The following is a 13,937-nucleotide window of genomic DNA, read 5'->3' on the forward strand; positions in this document are numbered from 1 at the left end:
AGTCTCCTCCAGCCCGCAAGGCGGGCCGGGCCGTCCGGTTGAGATCGCGAGTTCCGCTTTGACGACAATCCAGCGTACAGGAATGACCGATCCGGCGCAAGCCGGCTTTGTAGCGCCAGGGCCGTCGCCGCGCAGGCTCAGGTCTTGCGTGCCGGCGCCAGCACCGAGCCGATCGCCGCCACCATCAGCACCACGGCCGTCCAGTCCTGCCAGTGCAGCACCTCGTGCAGCCATACGGCGCCGCTGAACACGCCCAGGATGGGGGTGAGCATCACGCTCAGCGTGGAGGCCACCGGCGGCAGGCCGCGCGCCAGGAAAAACCAGGCGGCCTGGGCAAAGCCGAAGACCAGCACGGCATTGAACAGGATCGCGGCCCAGGTCGCGCCGGACGGTGTCTTCCACTGCGATGTCTCGAACAGCAGGGCCAGCAGCGTCATGACGGCGGTGGTCAGCGCCGTCATCCAGAACGACAGCGTGAGCGTGGCCACCGGCAGGGTCGTGCGGCGCAGCATCTGCGTGCCGACCGCCCAGGCGGCGGCGGCAACCAGGGCCTCCATCACGCCCAGCGGGCTGCCCGTGAGGTGCGTGAATTCGTACCACAGCAGCAGCACCACGCCGGCGCCGGCCGCCACCACGCCGGCCCAGGCGCGCGGCAGCATCCTGTTGCCAAAGAACAGGGCGCCCAGCACGGCCGAGAAGATCGGCATGGTGTAGCCCAGGATCGCCGCGCGCCCGCTGGACAGCGACTTGACGGCCAGGATGATCAGGCCCTGCCAGATAAACATGTTGGCGAAGGCGAGCCAGAACAGCTCGCGCCAGTGTTCGCGCGCGACGCCCAGCGGCACCCTCATCCCGCGCAAGACCAGCCACAGCACCGGCAGGCTCAGCCACATCGAGAGCGCGCGAAAGGTCAGCGGCGGGAAGTCGGTGACGCCCAGTTTCATGATCGGCCAGTTCAGGCCCCAGATCAGGGTCAGCAAGGCCAGGGTGACGAGCTGGCGCCGGGAAAGTGCATGCATGGGGGCCGATTGTGCCGGTAACCGTAAAATTGCCGCCATGACCTTCCTCGACATGCTGCACAGCGCCGAGCGCCGCAACGGCTCCCTGCTGTGCGTGGGGCTGGACCCCGAACCGGCCAAGTTCCCGGACCACCTCAAGGGCGACGCCAGCCGGATTTACGACTTCTGCGCCGCCATCGTCGATGCCACGGCCGACCTGGTGATTGCCTTCAAGCCGCAGATTGCCTACTTCGCCGCGCACCGCGCCGAAGACCAGCTCGAGCGGCTCATGGAACATCTGCGCCGCAATGCACCGCAGGTGCCCGTCATCCTGGACGCCAAGCGCGGCGACATCGGTGCCACGGCCGAGCAGTACGCCAGGGAGGCGTTCGAGCGCTACGGCGCCGATGCGGTGACGCTGTCGCCCTTCATGGGCTTCGACTCGATCCAGCCCTACCTCCAATACGAGGGCAAGGGCGCCTTCTTGCTGTGCCGCACCTCCAACCCGGGCGGCGACGACCTGCAAAACCAGCGCCTGTCCAGCGTGCCCGGCGAGCCGCTCCTGTACGAGCACGTGGCGCGGCTCGCGCAGGGACCGTGGAACCTGAATGGCCAGCTCGGCCTGGTGGTGGGCGCGACCTATCCCGCCGAGATCGAGCGCGTGCGTGCGCTCGCGCCCACCGTGCCGCTGTTGATTCCCGGCGTCGGCGCGCAGGGCGGCGATGCGGCGGCCACGGTCAAGGCCGGCTGGCGCGCCGATGCGCCGATCGTGGTGAACTCGTCGCGCGCCATCCTCTACGCGTCGTCGGGCGAAGGCTTTGCCGAGGCCGCGCGGCGCGCGGCGCGCAAGACGCGCGACGTGCTGCAGGCGGCGCGGGGCTGAATCCTGGTTGCTATTGATCCAGTAGCTAGATGTGCTGATCCGGTAAGGGCTGGAAGCTCTTTTTGTTCAGATACCGGTCACCAAACAAGACGCAAGCCAGCGCCGCGACCACCAGCGCAATGCCCGCCCATTGCCAGGCGGTGACGCTCTCGCCGAGTACCAGCATGCCGGCCGCCAGCCCCACCACCGGCACGCCCAGTCCGAAGGGCGCCACGCGGTTGGCGGCGTGGCGCTTGAGCAGCGCAGTCCACAACCCATAGGCACCGGTGGTGGCGGCCCAGCCGAGGTAGGCAATGGCGAACCAGGTGCTCAGCGGCACAGCGCGCCAACTGGCCAGGTGCAGCCAGCGTGTGGCGCCGTCGTCGAACACCATGGACAGCGCGATGAACGGCACGATCGGCACCAGGCTGCTCCAGACCACGAACGCCAGCGCGTCGAACTGCGGGGTGGCCTGCTGCGCCTTGCGCGCCACGATGTTGGAGCCCGCCCACATGGCCGCGGCGCCCAGGTTCAGGACAAAGCCCAAAGCGGTGGTAGCCCGCGCGGTGTCGAGATGAGGTGCTATGTAGTTCATGGCAAAGCAGGCCAGCCCCAGGGCCGCCAGCAGCAGCCCGGCCTGCAGGGCGCGGGTGGCGCGTTCACGCAGCAGCACGAAGCTGAATATCGCAGTGAAAAAGAGCTGGGTCTGCATCAGCACGGAGGCCAGCGCCGCCGTCATGCCGACCTTGAGCGCCATGAACAAAAAGCCGAATTGCCCCAAGCCCTGGAACAGGCCGAACAGCACGACCCACTTCCAGTGCAGCCTGGGCGGGCGGATGAAAAAAACCAGGGGCAACACGGCCGCCGCGAAGCGCGCCGCGCCCAGCTGGAACGGCGTGAAGTCGTGCAGCGCGAACTTCATGGCGACAAAATTCAACCCCCAGATCACCACCACGGCCAGCGCGGCCAGCAGATCGCGGGGGGTGAAGCGGGCGTGCCTCATCATGCGGCGGCCTGCGAGACGCAGGGCTGCTCGCCGAGCAGAAGCCGTTTCAGATAGCGCCCCGTGTGGCTGTCCGGATTCGCCGCGATGGTCTCGGGCGTGCCCACGCCCACCACCAGGCCGCCGCCGGCGCCGCCTTCGGGGCCCATGTCGATGATCCAGTCGGCGGTCTTGATGACGTCCAGGTTGTGCTCGATCACCACGATGGTGTTGCCCGCGTCGCGCAGGTGCTGCAGCACGTGCAGCAGCAGGGCGATGTCGGCGAAGTGCAGGCCGGTGGTCGGCTCGTCCAGGATGTACAGCGTGCGTCCCGTGTCGCGCTTGGACAGCTCGAGCGCGAGCTTGACGCGCTGCGCCTCGCCGCCCGACAGCGTGGTGGCGGCCTGGCCGAGCTTGAGGTAGGACAGGCCGACGTCGAGCAGGGTCTGCAGCTTGCGCGCGATGTTGGGCACGGCCTTGAGGAATTCGTGCGCGGCCTCGACCGTGAGGTCGAGGATCTGCGCAATGTTTTTGCCCTTGTAGAGCACCTCCAGCGTTTCGCGGTTGTAGCGCTGGCCATGGCAGACATCGCAGGGCACGTAGACATCGGGCAGGAAGTGCATCTCGACCTTGACCACGCCGTCGCCCTGGCAGGCCTCGCAGCGCCCGCCCGCCACGTTGAACGAAAACCGCCCCGGGCCGTAGCCGCGCTCGCGCGCCATCGGCATCTCGGCCATCAGTTCGCGCATCGGCGTGAACAACCCGGTGTAGGTGGCCGGGTTGCTGCGCGGCGTGCGCCCGATCGGCGACTGGTCGACGTTGATGACCTTGTCGAAATGCTCGATGCCGAGGATCTCTTCGTGCGGCGCCGGCTCGTCGTGGGCGCGGTACAGCGTGCGCGCCACGGCCGTGTACAGCGTGTCGTTCACCAGCGTGGACTTGCCCGAGCCCGAGACGCCGGTCACGCAGGTCAGCAGCCCGACCGGGAACGCGACACTGATTGAGCGCAAGTTGTTGCCGGTGGCATTCACCACGCGCAGCGACTGCAGCTCGCCCTGGGTTGCCAGGTGCGCCGCCTGGCGCTCGGCGCGCGCGACCCCGGCGGCGCTCGGGGGAAACCGGGACGGGCCTTTCTTCTCCACGGTGGCCGGGGCCACGGTCGGCAGCCAAGGGGTGCGCCGCGCAGGCACGGCGATCTTGCGCACGCCCGCCAGGTACTGGCCGGTCAGTGAGTCCGGGTTGGCCCGGACCTGCTCGAAGGTGCCCTGCGCGATCACGCGCCCGCCGTGCACGCCGGCGCCCAGTCCCATGTCGATCACATGGTCGGCGGCGCGCATCATGTCCTCGTCGTGCTCGACCACCAGCACGCTGTTGCCGATGTCGCGCAGGTGTTTCAGCGTGCCGATCAGGCGGTCGTTGTCGCGCTGGTGCAGGCCGATGCTGGGCTCGTCCAGCACATACATCACGCCGGTCAGGCCCGAGCCGATCTGCGAGGCCAGGCGGATGCGCTGCGACTCGCCGCCGCTGAGGGTTTCGGCGCTGCGGTCCAGGCTCAGGTAGTTCAGGCCCACGTCGTTGAGGAATTTCAGCCGCAGGCCGATCTCGCGCACCACCTTGTCGGCGATCTCGCCCTTGGCGCCGCGCATCTTGAGGGTGCTGAAATAGGCAAAGCTGTCGCGCAGCGTGGCCTGGCTGATCTCGAAGATGGCGCGCGCCTGCGCGCCCTCTCCCACCTTGACGTGGCGTGCCTCGCGTTTGAGCCGCGTGCCGCCGCACTCCACGCAGGGCTGGGTGCTGCGGTAGCGTGCCAGGTCTTCGCGCACCAGCACCGAGTCGGTCTCGCGCCAGCGCCGCGCCATGTTCGGGATCACGCCCTCGAACGGGTGCTTCTTGCTGACCTTCTTGCCCTGCGAGGCGCCGGAGTCCATCACATAGCTGAAGCGGATCTCCTCCTCGCCCGAGCCGTGCAGGATGGCGTCGCGGATGTGCGGCTCGAGCGTCTCGAACGGCGCTTCCAGGTCGAATTTGTAGTGCCGGGCCAGGCTTTCCAGCAGCGCAAAGTAGTAGCCGTTGCGCCGGTCCCAGCCCTTGATGGCGCCGCTGGCCAGGCTCAGCGAGGGAAAGGCGACGACGCGGGCCGGGTCGAAAAACTCCTGCGAGCCCAGGCCGTCGCAGGCCGGGCAGGCGCCGACCGGCGAGTTGAAGGAAAACAGCCGTGGCTCCAGCTCGCTGATGGAGTAGCCGCACACCGGGCAGGAGAACTTGGCGTTGAACAGGTGTTCGCGGCCGCTGTCCATCTCCAGCGCGATGGCCCGGCCGTCGGCCAGCCGCAGCGCCGCCTCGAAGCTCTCGGCCAGCCGCTGCTGCAGGTCGGGCCGCACCCGGACGCGGTCTATCACCACGTCGATGTTGTGCTTTTCGGCCTTCTTGAGCTTGGGCAGGTCGTCGTATTCATACGCCGCCCCATCGACCCGAAAGCGCACGTAGCCCTGCGCCTGCAGGTCGGCAAACACGTCCAGAAACTCGCCCTTGCGGTCGCGCGCGATGGGCGCAAGGATCATCAGCCGTATGTGCTGCTGTTCGCCCCCACGCTCGGCACTGTCGTGTTCCTGCTGCCCCCCGAGGGGGCTCTCGCTGCTTGGGGCGGCCCGGCGCTGCTCCGGCAGCGCCAGCACCGCATCGACCATCTGGCTCACGGACTGCTGCTGCAGCGGCAGGTCGTGGTCCGGGCAGTAGGGCGTGCCGGCGCGCGCGAACAGCAGGCGCAGGTAGTCGTGGATCTCGGTCACCGTGCCGACGGTGGAACGCGGGTTGTGGCTGGTGGCCTTCTGCTCGATCGAGATGGCCGGCGACAGGCCCTCGATCATGTCCACGTCGGGCTTGTCCATCAGCTGCAGAAACTGGCGCGCATAGGTGGACAGGCTCTCGACGTAGCGGCGCTGGCCCTCGGCATACAGCGTGTCGAAGGCCAGGCTCGACTTGCCCGAGCCCGACAGCCCCGTGATCACCACCAGCTGGTTGCGCGGGATGTCGAGGTCGATGTTCTTGAGGTTGTGCGTGCGCGCGCCGCGGATGCTGATGCGCTGCTGCTGCAGCGCCCGGGCCAGGTATTGGCCGTTTTCAGCGGGATCGATGGGCGGGCCGTCGAAGGGAGAGTTCAAAATCGTGCGCGTTCGGGAAAACCCACCATGATAGTCGTTCGCACCAGGCGGTGTGGCGCCCGGCCGGCCGGCGAACCGGCAAGGTCAGTGGGCAGACTTTGGGGGTGGTTGAACGGACCAGGCCACAAACAGCCAGACCAGCGATAGCGCCGCGCAGGCCAGGAAAACGCCCTCGCCGGACCAGGCTTTTGCAATCCACCCGCCCAACGCGCCGCCGGCAAACAGCCCGAGCGATTGGGCGGTGTTGTAAATGCCGAGCGCCAGGCCCTTGCGTGCCGGCGGGGCCGTGCGCGACACCAGCGACGGAATCAGCGCCTCCATGAGGTTGAATGCGACGAAGAACGAAAACAGGGCCGCAATCAGCGGCACCGGCCGGGTGTAATCGAAAGCAAACCCGAGCATCGTCAATGTCATCAGCGCCACCGCACCAATAAATACGGGGCGCATGTGACCGCGACTCTCAGCCCAGATGATCCCCGGAACCGCCACGAGGAACGACCCCAGCGTCACGGGCAGGTAAACCATCCAATGCTGTTGCACGGCGATGCCCGCGTTCTGCACCAGGGCCACCGGCACCACCACGAACATGGCCACCTGCGTGAAATTGACAACAAAAATACTGAAGTGCAGGCGCAGCAGGGCGGGGGTGAAGACGGAATCGCGCGGCGCGGACGCGTGCCGCTCTTTGGCGTGCGTGGTCATGGGCATGTCGGGCACGACCCACTTGATCACCGCAATGGCAAGGACCGCCAACACCCCGGTCAGGATGAACATGCCGGGCACGCCAATCAAGTGATACAGGAGCGGCGCGGCAATCAGGGACACGATGAAGCTCATGCCAATGGTCATGCCGACAATGGCCATGGCCTTGGTGCGGTTCTCGTCCCGGGTGGAGTCGGCGATCATGGCGGAAATGGCGGCCGAGATGGCCCCGGCTCCCTGGACCGCCCGGCCCACGATGATGCCGTCCAGCGTGTGTGCGGTACCGGCCATGAAGGAACCGATCGCGAAAATGACCAGGCCGAACATCATGACCGGTTTGCGTCCAAACCGGTCGCTCGCGAGCCCGAAGGGAATCTGCAGCGCCGCCTGGGTCAGACCATAGATGCCCAGTGCCAGACCGACCAGAAACTGATCGCTGCCGCCGGGCAGGGTGCTGGTGTAGATGGCAAACACCGGCAGGATGAGGAAGAGCCCGAGCATGCGCAGGCCGTAGATCGATGCCAGCGTGATGCTGGATCGGCGCTCCTGCGCGCTCATGCTGACTCGGGGAACCCTTTTGAAGGTTTCTGGCGAAGCTGTGATAGCCATGGGGTCGATGTTTCGGTTGGTCGGTCTGGCGTGAGCAGCACTGGACGCGCCGCACGGCGCCCCGCAATGACCCACAGGTTCTGCCAAGCCTGCCACCGGGCCTCGGCCAGCCCTGCAGCCTGTGCAACGACGGGTTCTGGGGTTTTGCCGGATGCCAGGCCGGGGACGCTTGTGCCAGCGCCGTATTGTCTCACGCGCGGAACCTGCTGGCCGGCCGGCGCGACGCCCGCTTGCGGCACAATCGGGCTGTATGCGCCGCGTTGCGCGTATTTCTGTAGCTTCTTACAAGGCAGGACATCATGGCATCCGTGAATAAAGTCATCATCGTCGGCAACCTGGGTCGAGACCCGGAAGTGCGCACCTTCCCCAGCGGTGACCGCGTGGCCAACGTCACCGTTGCCACCACGGACAAATGGAAAGACAAGCAGTCCGGCGAGATGAAGGAGGCGACCGAATGGCACCGTGTCGTCTTCAACGGCCGGCTGGCCGAAATCGTCGAGCAGTACCTGCGCAAGGGCTCGCAGGTCTATGTCGAAGGCAGCCTGCGCACGCGCAAGTGGACCGACAAGGACGGCATCGAAAAATACAGCACGGAAATCCGCGCCGACCAGATGCAGATGCTGGGCAGCCGCCAGGGCATGGGCGGCCCCGGCGCGGATGATGCGGGCGGTGGTGGCTATGCGCGGGCGCCCGCGGCGCGCGCCGGCGCTCCCGCGCCGCGCGCCGCGGCCCCGGCCCCGGCCAAGTCGGCCAGCGGCTTCGACGACATGGATGACGATATTCCGTTCTGATCGGTGGCGCGGCGGCCGGTGCGCCGCCGCCGGGGCTCTGGGCCTGCTGCTGGCGACGGCGGCAGGCGCCAACACCGACCCCCTGAGCGACCTGCTGACCATCCCCGGCAGTGCCGGGCTGGGCGCCATGACGCGCATCGAGCGCTCGCCCTATGTGGGCGGCGGCACGCGCTACGACCTGCTGCCGCTGTACCTGTACGAAGGCGATCGGCTGTTCTTGCACGCCAGTCGCGGCGGGTTCAAGATTTTCAAAAACGAGACACAGCGCGTCGACATTTTTCTGGATCGCCGCTTCGACGGCTTTCCCGCCGACCGGGTCCCGCCCAGCCTGGCCGGCATGGCGCCGCGCGAACCCGGCGTGGACCTCGGTGTGTCGTGGCGCTATCGCCAGCCGTGGGGCACCGTACAGGCGGAGTTGCTGCACGACGTCGAGGGCGCCTCCAACGGCAGCGAGCTGCGGCTCGCCTATTCGTTCGACTGGCGCTCGGGCCGGCTGGCGCTGCGCCCGAGCGTGACGCTGTCGGCGCGCGACGCCAAGCTCAACAACTATTACTACGGCGTGGCGCCATCCGAAGCCCTGCCGGGGCGGCCGGCCTACGCGCCCGGCGCCGGCATCGACACCTCGCTGGCGCTGTATGGCTCGTACGACCTGTCCGAGCGCTGGCGGCTGCTCGGCGGCGTCTCGGTCACCCGGCTGTCCCGCGCGGTACGCGCCAGCCCGATCGTGCAGCAAGGCGTCTACCCGGCCGTTTTCGTCGGTGCCGCCTACGACTTCGGCAGCCGCGAAAAAGCTTGGGACGGGACCCGTTCGCCCACGTACGTGAAGGTGCTGCACGGCGCGGCGGCGGCCGACGGCTGCCATCTGATCCGCATCATGACGCTGCACTGCGCCAGCATCGACAACGTCCACCCGACCAGCGTGACAGCGGTGCAGATTGGCAAGCCTTTCATTGAAAAGCTGGGGGGCTGGCCGCTCGATTTCGTCGGCTATGTCGGGCTCTTGCGCCACAACGACAGCGGCCTGCAGCCAAATGGCTGGCAGGCCGATGCCTTCATGAAGGCCTATTACTACGGCTTCCCGTGGAGCGCGCGGGTGCGCACGCGGCTCGGCTTCGGCGCGGGTGTCTCGGTGGCGCAGCATGTGCCGTATGCGGAGGCCAGCAGCCTGGCCACGACCTCGCGCGTGCTCAACTACCTGGACCCGACGATCGACGTCAGCGTGGGCGACCTGATCGGTTCGCGCGCGCTGAAAGACACCTACCTTGGGTTTGGCGTGTCGCACCGCTCGGGGATTTTTGGCTCCTCGAGCCTGCTCGGCAATGTGAACGGCGGCTCGAACTACCTCTACACCTACCTTGAGATGGTGCTGTGAGCCGATCTTCGCTGTTGACTATCAAATACATAGCGAAGTGCCAATGCTCTGTATGGGCTACAGGCCGATTCCATTCATAAATCAGGCGCTGGCCGTGATCACGCCGCCGCCCAGGCAAACCTCGCCGTCGTACAGCACGGCGGACTGCCCCGGCGTCACCGCCCATTGGGGCTCGTCGAAATTCAACTGGAAGGCTCCGTTGGCGCCCCCGGCCAGCGTGCAGGCGGCGTCCCGCTGGCGGTAGCGGGTCTTGGCAGCCAGCGCGAGGGGGCCGGTGGCGCTCCCGGCGTCGGGCGCTGCGGCGGGCGCCGCGCCCGCGACCCAGCTTGCGTCGTCGGCATCCAGCGTATTCGACAGCAGCCATGGGTGCTCGTGGCCCTGCACCACCCACAGCGTGTTGTGGGCAATGTCCTTGCGCGCCACGAACCATGGCGCGTGCTCGCCGCCGCCGCGCGGCGCGCCGCGCGCCTTCACGCCGCCAATGCCGAGTCCCTGGCGCTGGCCCAGCGTGTAAAAACTCAGGCCCTGATGCTGGCCCAGCACGCGGCCGCGCTCGTCCTTGATCGGGCCGGGTTCCTTCGCGATGTAGCGGTTCAGGAAGTCGCGAAACGGCCGCTCGCCGATGAAGCAGATGCCGGTGGAGTCCTTTTTTTTCGCATTCGGCAGCCCGATCCCGGCCGCGATGCGGCGCACCTCGGTCTTGTGCAGTTCGCCCACCGGAAACAGCGTTCTGGCGAGTTGCGCCTGATTCAGACGGTGCAAAAAGTAGCTCTGGTCCTTGGAGGGATCCAGCCCCTTGAGCAACTCGTGGCGGGCGCTGGCGTCGTTGTAGCGCACCCGGGCGTAATGACCAGTGGCAATTTTGTCGGCGCCGAGCCGCAGCGCGTGGTCCAGGAAGGCCTTGAACTTGATCTCGGCGTTGCACAGAACGTCGGGGTTGGGCGTGCGCCCGGCACGGTACTCGCGCAGGAACTCGGCAAACACCCGGTCCTTGTACTCGGCGGCAAAGTTGACGTGCTCGATCTCGATACCCAGCACGTCGGCCACGGCCGCGGCGTCCACGAAGTCGATGTTGGAGGAGCAGTACTCGCTGTCGTCGTCATCTTCCCAGTTCTTCATGAAGATGCCGACGACCTCATAGCCCTGCTGCTGGAGCAGGTGCGCGCTGACCGCAGAGTCCACGCCTCCGCTCAAACCGACGACCACCCGCTGCCCGCTGTTGCGCTTGTCCATAGGCATGGGATTATCCCCGCGCGTGAGGGGATCGCCGCCGCGGGGCCGTCCGGCGGACGAGTCACATCCGCCGGCGCAACCCCTTGTTACTGCGTATAGCCGAACGCCGGACCGTTGACGGAGAAACCGGGCGCCGACTGGTTCTCGATCAGGGTGGCGATGGTGTGCCCGAAGAAGAAGCTGGCGCCCAGATCCAGGGTGGGGTTGCTGCCCAGTCTGCCGCCGTCTGCCGCCAGGCCGGGGATGACGTTGTAGCCGGGGTTGGCGGCCACCGCGCTGTTGGCGTTGACGACGAGCACATTCGCCGTTGCCGAAGTGGCCGATGGCCCGGTGCTGGTGGCGGTCAAGGTGAGCGACGAAGCGGGGCACAGGTAGCCCGTGCCTGCCAGCGAGCCCGAGGCGCAGGCGGGCAGGCTGACCGTGCCCGTGGTGGGCATGAAGTTGGCGGAGGACCCGCTGTCGATGAAGCTGCGGGGCAGCGTGTTGCCGTTGAAACTGGCCGTGAAATAGCCGCCCGCGTCGGTCTGCAGAACCGCGCTGGCAGACGGCAAGGCGTTGTTCGCCCGCGTGCCGATGCCCAGCACCAGCAGGCCGCTGGCCTGCGGCGCGGCGCCGGCCGGCAGGCTGATCAGGCTGCCATTGTTGTCACTGGCCATGGCAGACACCGGGTTCGGGATTTGCTGGGCCACCGGCATGGCGATGGCACTGCACGAACCGGCGCCTGCACCTGCGCATTGGTAGTAGATCGGTGCCGCGACCTGCGCACAGGTCGCGCCGCAGTCCTGTGCGAACAGGCCGATGCCGACAACGCCGTTGCCGCCCAGGGTGCTGGCGCTCTGCAGCGGTGTGCCCTGACCCGTGCAGCTCGACGGCGTCGCGGCGACGCGCGGGTCGGTGTCGCCAATGACCTGGATCGGGAGGTTGAGCGCCGCGTTGCCGTTGTAGCCGGCGCTGGCCCAATGCAGGTCCACCAGGCGCACGCCGCCCCACGCCACCCCCGAGACGAAGGGCAGGCATTCGCCGACCACCGAACCCGCAGCGGTGGACGCCTGGGGCAGGGCTCCGAGCAACGCGGCGTTGGCCGTGTTGACGGCCGAAGCCAGCAGGCGCAGGCCCACCGAGCCGGTGTCCACCAGCACGTGATGGATGATGGCGCAGTTGCTGCTGCTCCCCGGTGCGCAGATCTCGATGTCCGTGAAGATCGCGTTGGGGATGGCGCTGGTCGATGCCGACGCACCGCCGTCGACATAGATGGGCACGGCGTTGGCGTCGCCGGCAACGGCCGATGGTGCGGTGGAGCTGCTCGGGTTTGCCGCCGGTGTGCCGGAGGTGCCTCCACCCCCTCCACAGGCGGCCACGGCGCAGGCCAGCAGAAAAGCGAAGCTCCATTGCGGCAACCGGGTCCAGGCGCCGGCGCCGCAAGCGACGGGAACGCGTTTCGGGGTAGTGGTCATTGCGCAAGCTCCTGCAGGTCGAATCCGGCAGGCAATCTGGAGCGCAGATAGGAATAGCCACTGTAGGCCCGCAGGTGGCCGGTGGAGACCAGTACCCAGTCCCCGTCGTCCGCCTGCAGCAGGCGCGGGGAGCGCAAGGTGTGTGGGGCCTGCTGGGCGGTGTCGAGGCTGGCCTTGTAGCTGCCCAGCAGCACCGAGAGGTCGGGCATGATGGGCGCCGCCCAGGACACCGCGAAGACATTGCCGCTGGCATCCACAAACTCCACGGCACTGCCGCCGGCCGGCAGCGTTATCTGATGGCGTGTGAAGGCCGCCCCGGTGGCCGTACCGGCCCGGGTCTGGGCCGAGAAGGCGCGCGCCTGCAGCCGCGTGGCATCGGCGGGGACGTCGGTGGCATGGCCGCCCAGGGCGGCCCGGGCGGCACCGGTGGCCAGCACAAGCGCCAGCGTTGCGGCAGATCGCGGAAGGTGCATGGCTTGCTTTCGTGAAGGTGATTCCTGTGGGTTGATGCATTGTGCCGGCAACGGGAATGTCTCCGGCCTGCTGGCCGTAGCCATAGGGCAGCGCTGCTCAAACGCTGTGCGAAGTAATGTAAGCTTGAGGTAAACCCAGATTCAACAACGAGAGGAGACGCTCCATGCAGATTGGCGTACCTGCCGAAACCACGGTGGGCGAGACCCGCGTTGCCGTCACCCCCGAGACGGCCAAAAAACTCATCGCCCAGGGCCACACGTTGCACGTCCAGTCGGGCGCCGGCGTGGCCGCCAGCGTTACCGACGAAGCCTATGCCGCGGTCGGCGTGCAGATCACCGATGCGCCGGGGGCTTTTGGCTGCGAGCTGGTGCTCAAGGTGCGAACCCCGTTCGGCGGCGAACTGGCGCTGATGAAGCCCGGCACCGCGGTCGTGGGCATGCTCAACCCGTTCGATGCGGCGGGCCTGCAAAGCCTGGCCGGCGCCCAGCTCACCGGCTTTGCGCTCGAGGCCGCACCGCGCACCACCCGCGCGCAGAGCATGGACGTGCTCTCCAGCCAGGCCAACATCGCGGGCTACAAGGCCGTGATCATGGCGGCCGACGGCTACCAGCGCTTTTTCCCCATGCTGATGACGGCGGCCGGCACGGTCAAGGCCGCCCGCGTCGTGATCCTGGGGGTCGGCGTGGCCGGGCTGCAGGCCATTGCCACGGCCAAGCGGCTGGGCGCCGTGATCGAGGCCTCCGACGTGCGCCCCAGCGTGAAGGAGCAGATCGAGTCGTTAGGGGGCAAGTTCATCGATGTCCCCTATGAAACCGACGAGGAGCGCGAAGCGGCGGCCGGTGTCGGCGGGTACGCGAAACCGATGCCGCCGAGCTGGCTCGCGCGCCAGCAGGTCGAGGTGGCCAAGCGTGTCGCGCTGGCCGACATCGTGATCAGCACGGCGCTGATCCCGGGCCGCCCGGCCCCCGTGCTGATCACCGAGGAGATGGTCAAGTCCATGAAGCCGGGCTCGGTGATCGTGGACCTTGCGGCCGGCAAGGGCCCGGGCGGCGGCGGCAACTGCCCGCTGACCGAGACCGACCGCACCGTCGTGAAATACGGCGTGACGCTGGTCGGCGAGACCAATCTGCCCGCACTGGTGGCGGCCGATGCGTCGTCGCTCTATGCGCGCAACGTGCTCGACTTCCTCAAGCTGATCCTCACCAAGGAAGGCGCGCTCAAGATCGACCTGGAAGACGACATCGTGGCGGCCTGCCTGATGACCCAGAACGGCGAAGTGCGCCGCAAATAACGACCCAA

11 protein-coding genes are annotated in these 13,937 nt (G+C 67.6%); 4 read left to right on the forward strand and 7 right to left on the reverse strand.

The genetic code is table 11. From position 1 onward, the window contains the following. Nucleotides 1-137: 137 nt before the first annotated feature. Nucleotides 138-1,019: a DMT family transporter gene (locus B0E49_RS08795; RefSeq protein WP_077561816.1), complete on the reverse strand. Its 882-nt coding sequence runs from the start codon at nt 1,017-1,019 to the stop codon at nt 138-140. Between the two features lie 37 nt (nt 1,020-1,056). Here B0E49_RS08795 and pyrF point away from each other — a divergent pair, with 37 nt between their 5' ends. Next, a complete protein-coding gene (pyrF, locus tag B0E49_RS08800; protein WP_077561817.1) occupies nt 1,057-1,881 on the forward strand; it encodes an orotidine-5'-phosphate decarboxylase in 825 nt (274 codons plus the stop codon). A 25-nt stretch (nt 1,882-1,906) separates the two neighbouring features. Here pyrF and B0E49_RS08805 read toward each other — a convergent pair whose 3' ends face one another. From B0E49_RS08805 to B0E49_RS08815, 3 genes are all read right to left on the reverse strand, one after another. Continuing rightward, nucleotides 1,907-2,863 carry an EamA family transporter gene (locus tag B0E49_RS08805; RefSeq protein WP_077561818.1) on the reverse strand — a complete coding sequence of 319 codons (957 nt, stop codon included), beginning with the start codon at nt 2,861-2,863 and terminating at the stop codon, nt 1,907-1,909. Beyond that, the gene (locus tag B0E49_RS08810; protein ID WP_144264508.1) at nt 2,863-5,976 is read right to left on the reverse strand and encodes an excinuclease ABC subunit UvrA; all 3,114 of its coding nucleotides are present in this window, start codon (nt 5,974-5,976) and stop codon (nt 2,863-2,865) included. The genes B0E49_RS08805 and B0E49_RS08810 overlap by 1 nt, the downstream gene beginning before the upstream one ends. A 111-nt stretch (nt 5,977-6,087) precedes the next feature. Further along, the gene (locus B0E49_RS08815; RefSeq protein WP_077561820.1) at nt 6,088-7,263 is read right to left on the reverse strand and encodes an MFS transporter; all 1,176 of its coding nucleotides are present in this window, start codon (nt 7,261-7,263) and stop codon (nt 6,088-6,090) included. Nucleotides 7,264-7,613: 350 nt separating this feature from the next. Here B0E49_RS08815 and ssb point away from each other — a divergent pair, with 350 nt between their 5' ends. Together ssb and B0E49_RS08825 are read left to right on the forward strand one after the other, a co-directional pair. After that, nucleotides 7,614-8,105: a single-stranded DNA-binding protein gene (gene ssb / locus B0E49_RS08820; RefSeq protein WP_077561821.1), complete on the forward strand. Its 492-nt coding sequence runs from the start codon at nt 7,614-7,616 to the stop codon at nt 8,103-8,105. Continuing rightward, nucleotides 8,086-9,477 (forward strand): MipA/OmpV family protein, encoded by a 1,392-nt coding sequence (locus B0E49_RS08825; protein WP_077561822.1) that lies wholly within the window; start codon nt 8,086-8,088, stop codon nt 9,475-9,477. Before ssb ends, B0E49_RS08825 begins: the two co-directional genes overlap by 20 nt. A gap of 81 nt (nt 9,478-9,558) precedes the next feature. Here the strand turns inward: B0E49_RS08825 and mnmA are convergent, their stop codons facing one another. The 3 genes from mnmA to B0E49_RS08840 form a co-directional block, all read right to left on the reverse strand. After that, nucleotides 9,559-10,710, reverse strand: coding sequence for a tRNA 2-thiouridine(34) synthase MnmA (gene mnmA, locus B0E49_RS08830; protein ID WP_077561823.1), 1,152 nt, complete (start codon nt 10,708-10,710; stop codon nt 9,559-9,561). A gap of 86 nt (nt 10,711-10,796) precedes the next feature. Next, a complete protein-coding gene (locus tag B0E49_RS08835) occupies nt 10,797-12,164 on the reverse strand; it encodes a DUF3443 family protein (RefSeq protein WP_077561824.1) in 1,368 nt (455 codons plus the stop codon). After that, on the reverse strand, nt 12,161-12,637 hold the full coding sequence (locus tag B0E49_RS08840) for a DUF2844 domain-containing protein (protein ID WP_168175024.1): 477 nt from the start codon (nt 12,635-12,637) through the stop codon (nt 12,161-12,163). The genes B0E49_RS08835 and B0E49_RS08840 overlap by 4 nt, the downstream gene beginning before the upstream one ends. Nucleotides 12,638-12,801: 164 nt before the next feature. Between B0E49_RS08840 and B0E49_RS08845 the strand changes: the two genes are divergently transcribed. Continuing rightward, nucleotides 12,802-13,929 carry a Re/Si-specific NAD(P)(+) transhydrogenase subunit alpha gene (locus B0E49_RS08845; RefSeq protein ID WP_077561826.1) on the forward strand — a complete coding sequence of 376 codons (1,128 nt, stop codon included), beginning with the start codon at nt 12,802-12,804 and terminating at the stop codon, nt 13,927-13,929. Nucleotides 13,930-13,937: the final 8 nt, after the last annotated feature.

Source organism: Polaromonas sp. C04, from assembly GCF_002002705.1.
Taxonomy (GTDB): domain Bacteria; phylum Pseudomonadota; class Gammaproteobacteria; order Burkholderiales; family Burkholderiaceae_C; genus Rhodoferax_A.

Bases quoted from the DNA above. Each gene is read 5' to 3' on its own strand.
- B0E49_RS08840 (WP_168175024.1), bottom strand. From the start codon at position 12,637: ATGCACCTTCCGCGATCTGCCGCAACGCTGGCGCTTGTGCTGGCCACC.
- ssb (WP_077561821.1), top strand. From the start codon at position 7,614: ATGGCATCCGTGAATAAAGTCATCATCGTCGGCAACCTGGGTCGAGAC.
- B0E49_RS08795 (WP_077561816.1), bottom strand. From the start codon at position 1,019: ATGCATGCACTTTCCCGGCGCCAGCTCGTCACCCTGGCCTTGCTGACC.
- B0E49_RS08845 (WP_077561826.1), top strand. From the start codon at position 12,802: ATGCAGATTGGCGTACCTGCCGAAACCACGGTGGGCGAGACCCGCGTT.
- B0E49_RS08815 (WP_077561820.1), bottom strand. From the start codon at position 7,263: ATGAGCGCGCAGGAGCGCCGATCCAGCATCACGCTGGCATCGATCTAC.
- mnmA (WP_077561823.1), bottom strand. From the start codon at position 10,710: ATGGACAAGCGCAACAGCGGGCAGCGGGTGGTCGTCGGTTTGAGCGGA.
- B0E49_RS08825 (WP_077561822.1), top strand. From the start codon at position 8,086: ATGACGATATTCCGTTCTGATCGGTGGCGCGGCGGCCGGTGCGCCGCC.
- B0E49_RS08835 (WP_077561824.1), bottom strand. From the start codon at position 12,164: ATGACCACTACCCCGAAACGCGTTCCCGTCGCTTGCGGCGCCGGCGCC.
- B0E49_RS08805 (WP_077561818.1), bottom strand. From the start codon at position 2,863: ATGAGGCACGCCCGCTTCACCCCCCGCGATCTGCTGGCCGCGCTGGCC.
- pyrF (WP_077561817.1), top strand. From the start codon at position 1,057: ATGACCTTCCTCGACATGCTGCACAGCGCCGAGCGCCGCAACGGCTCC.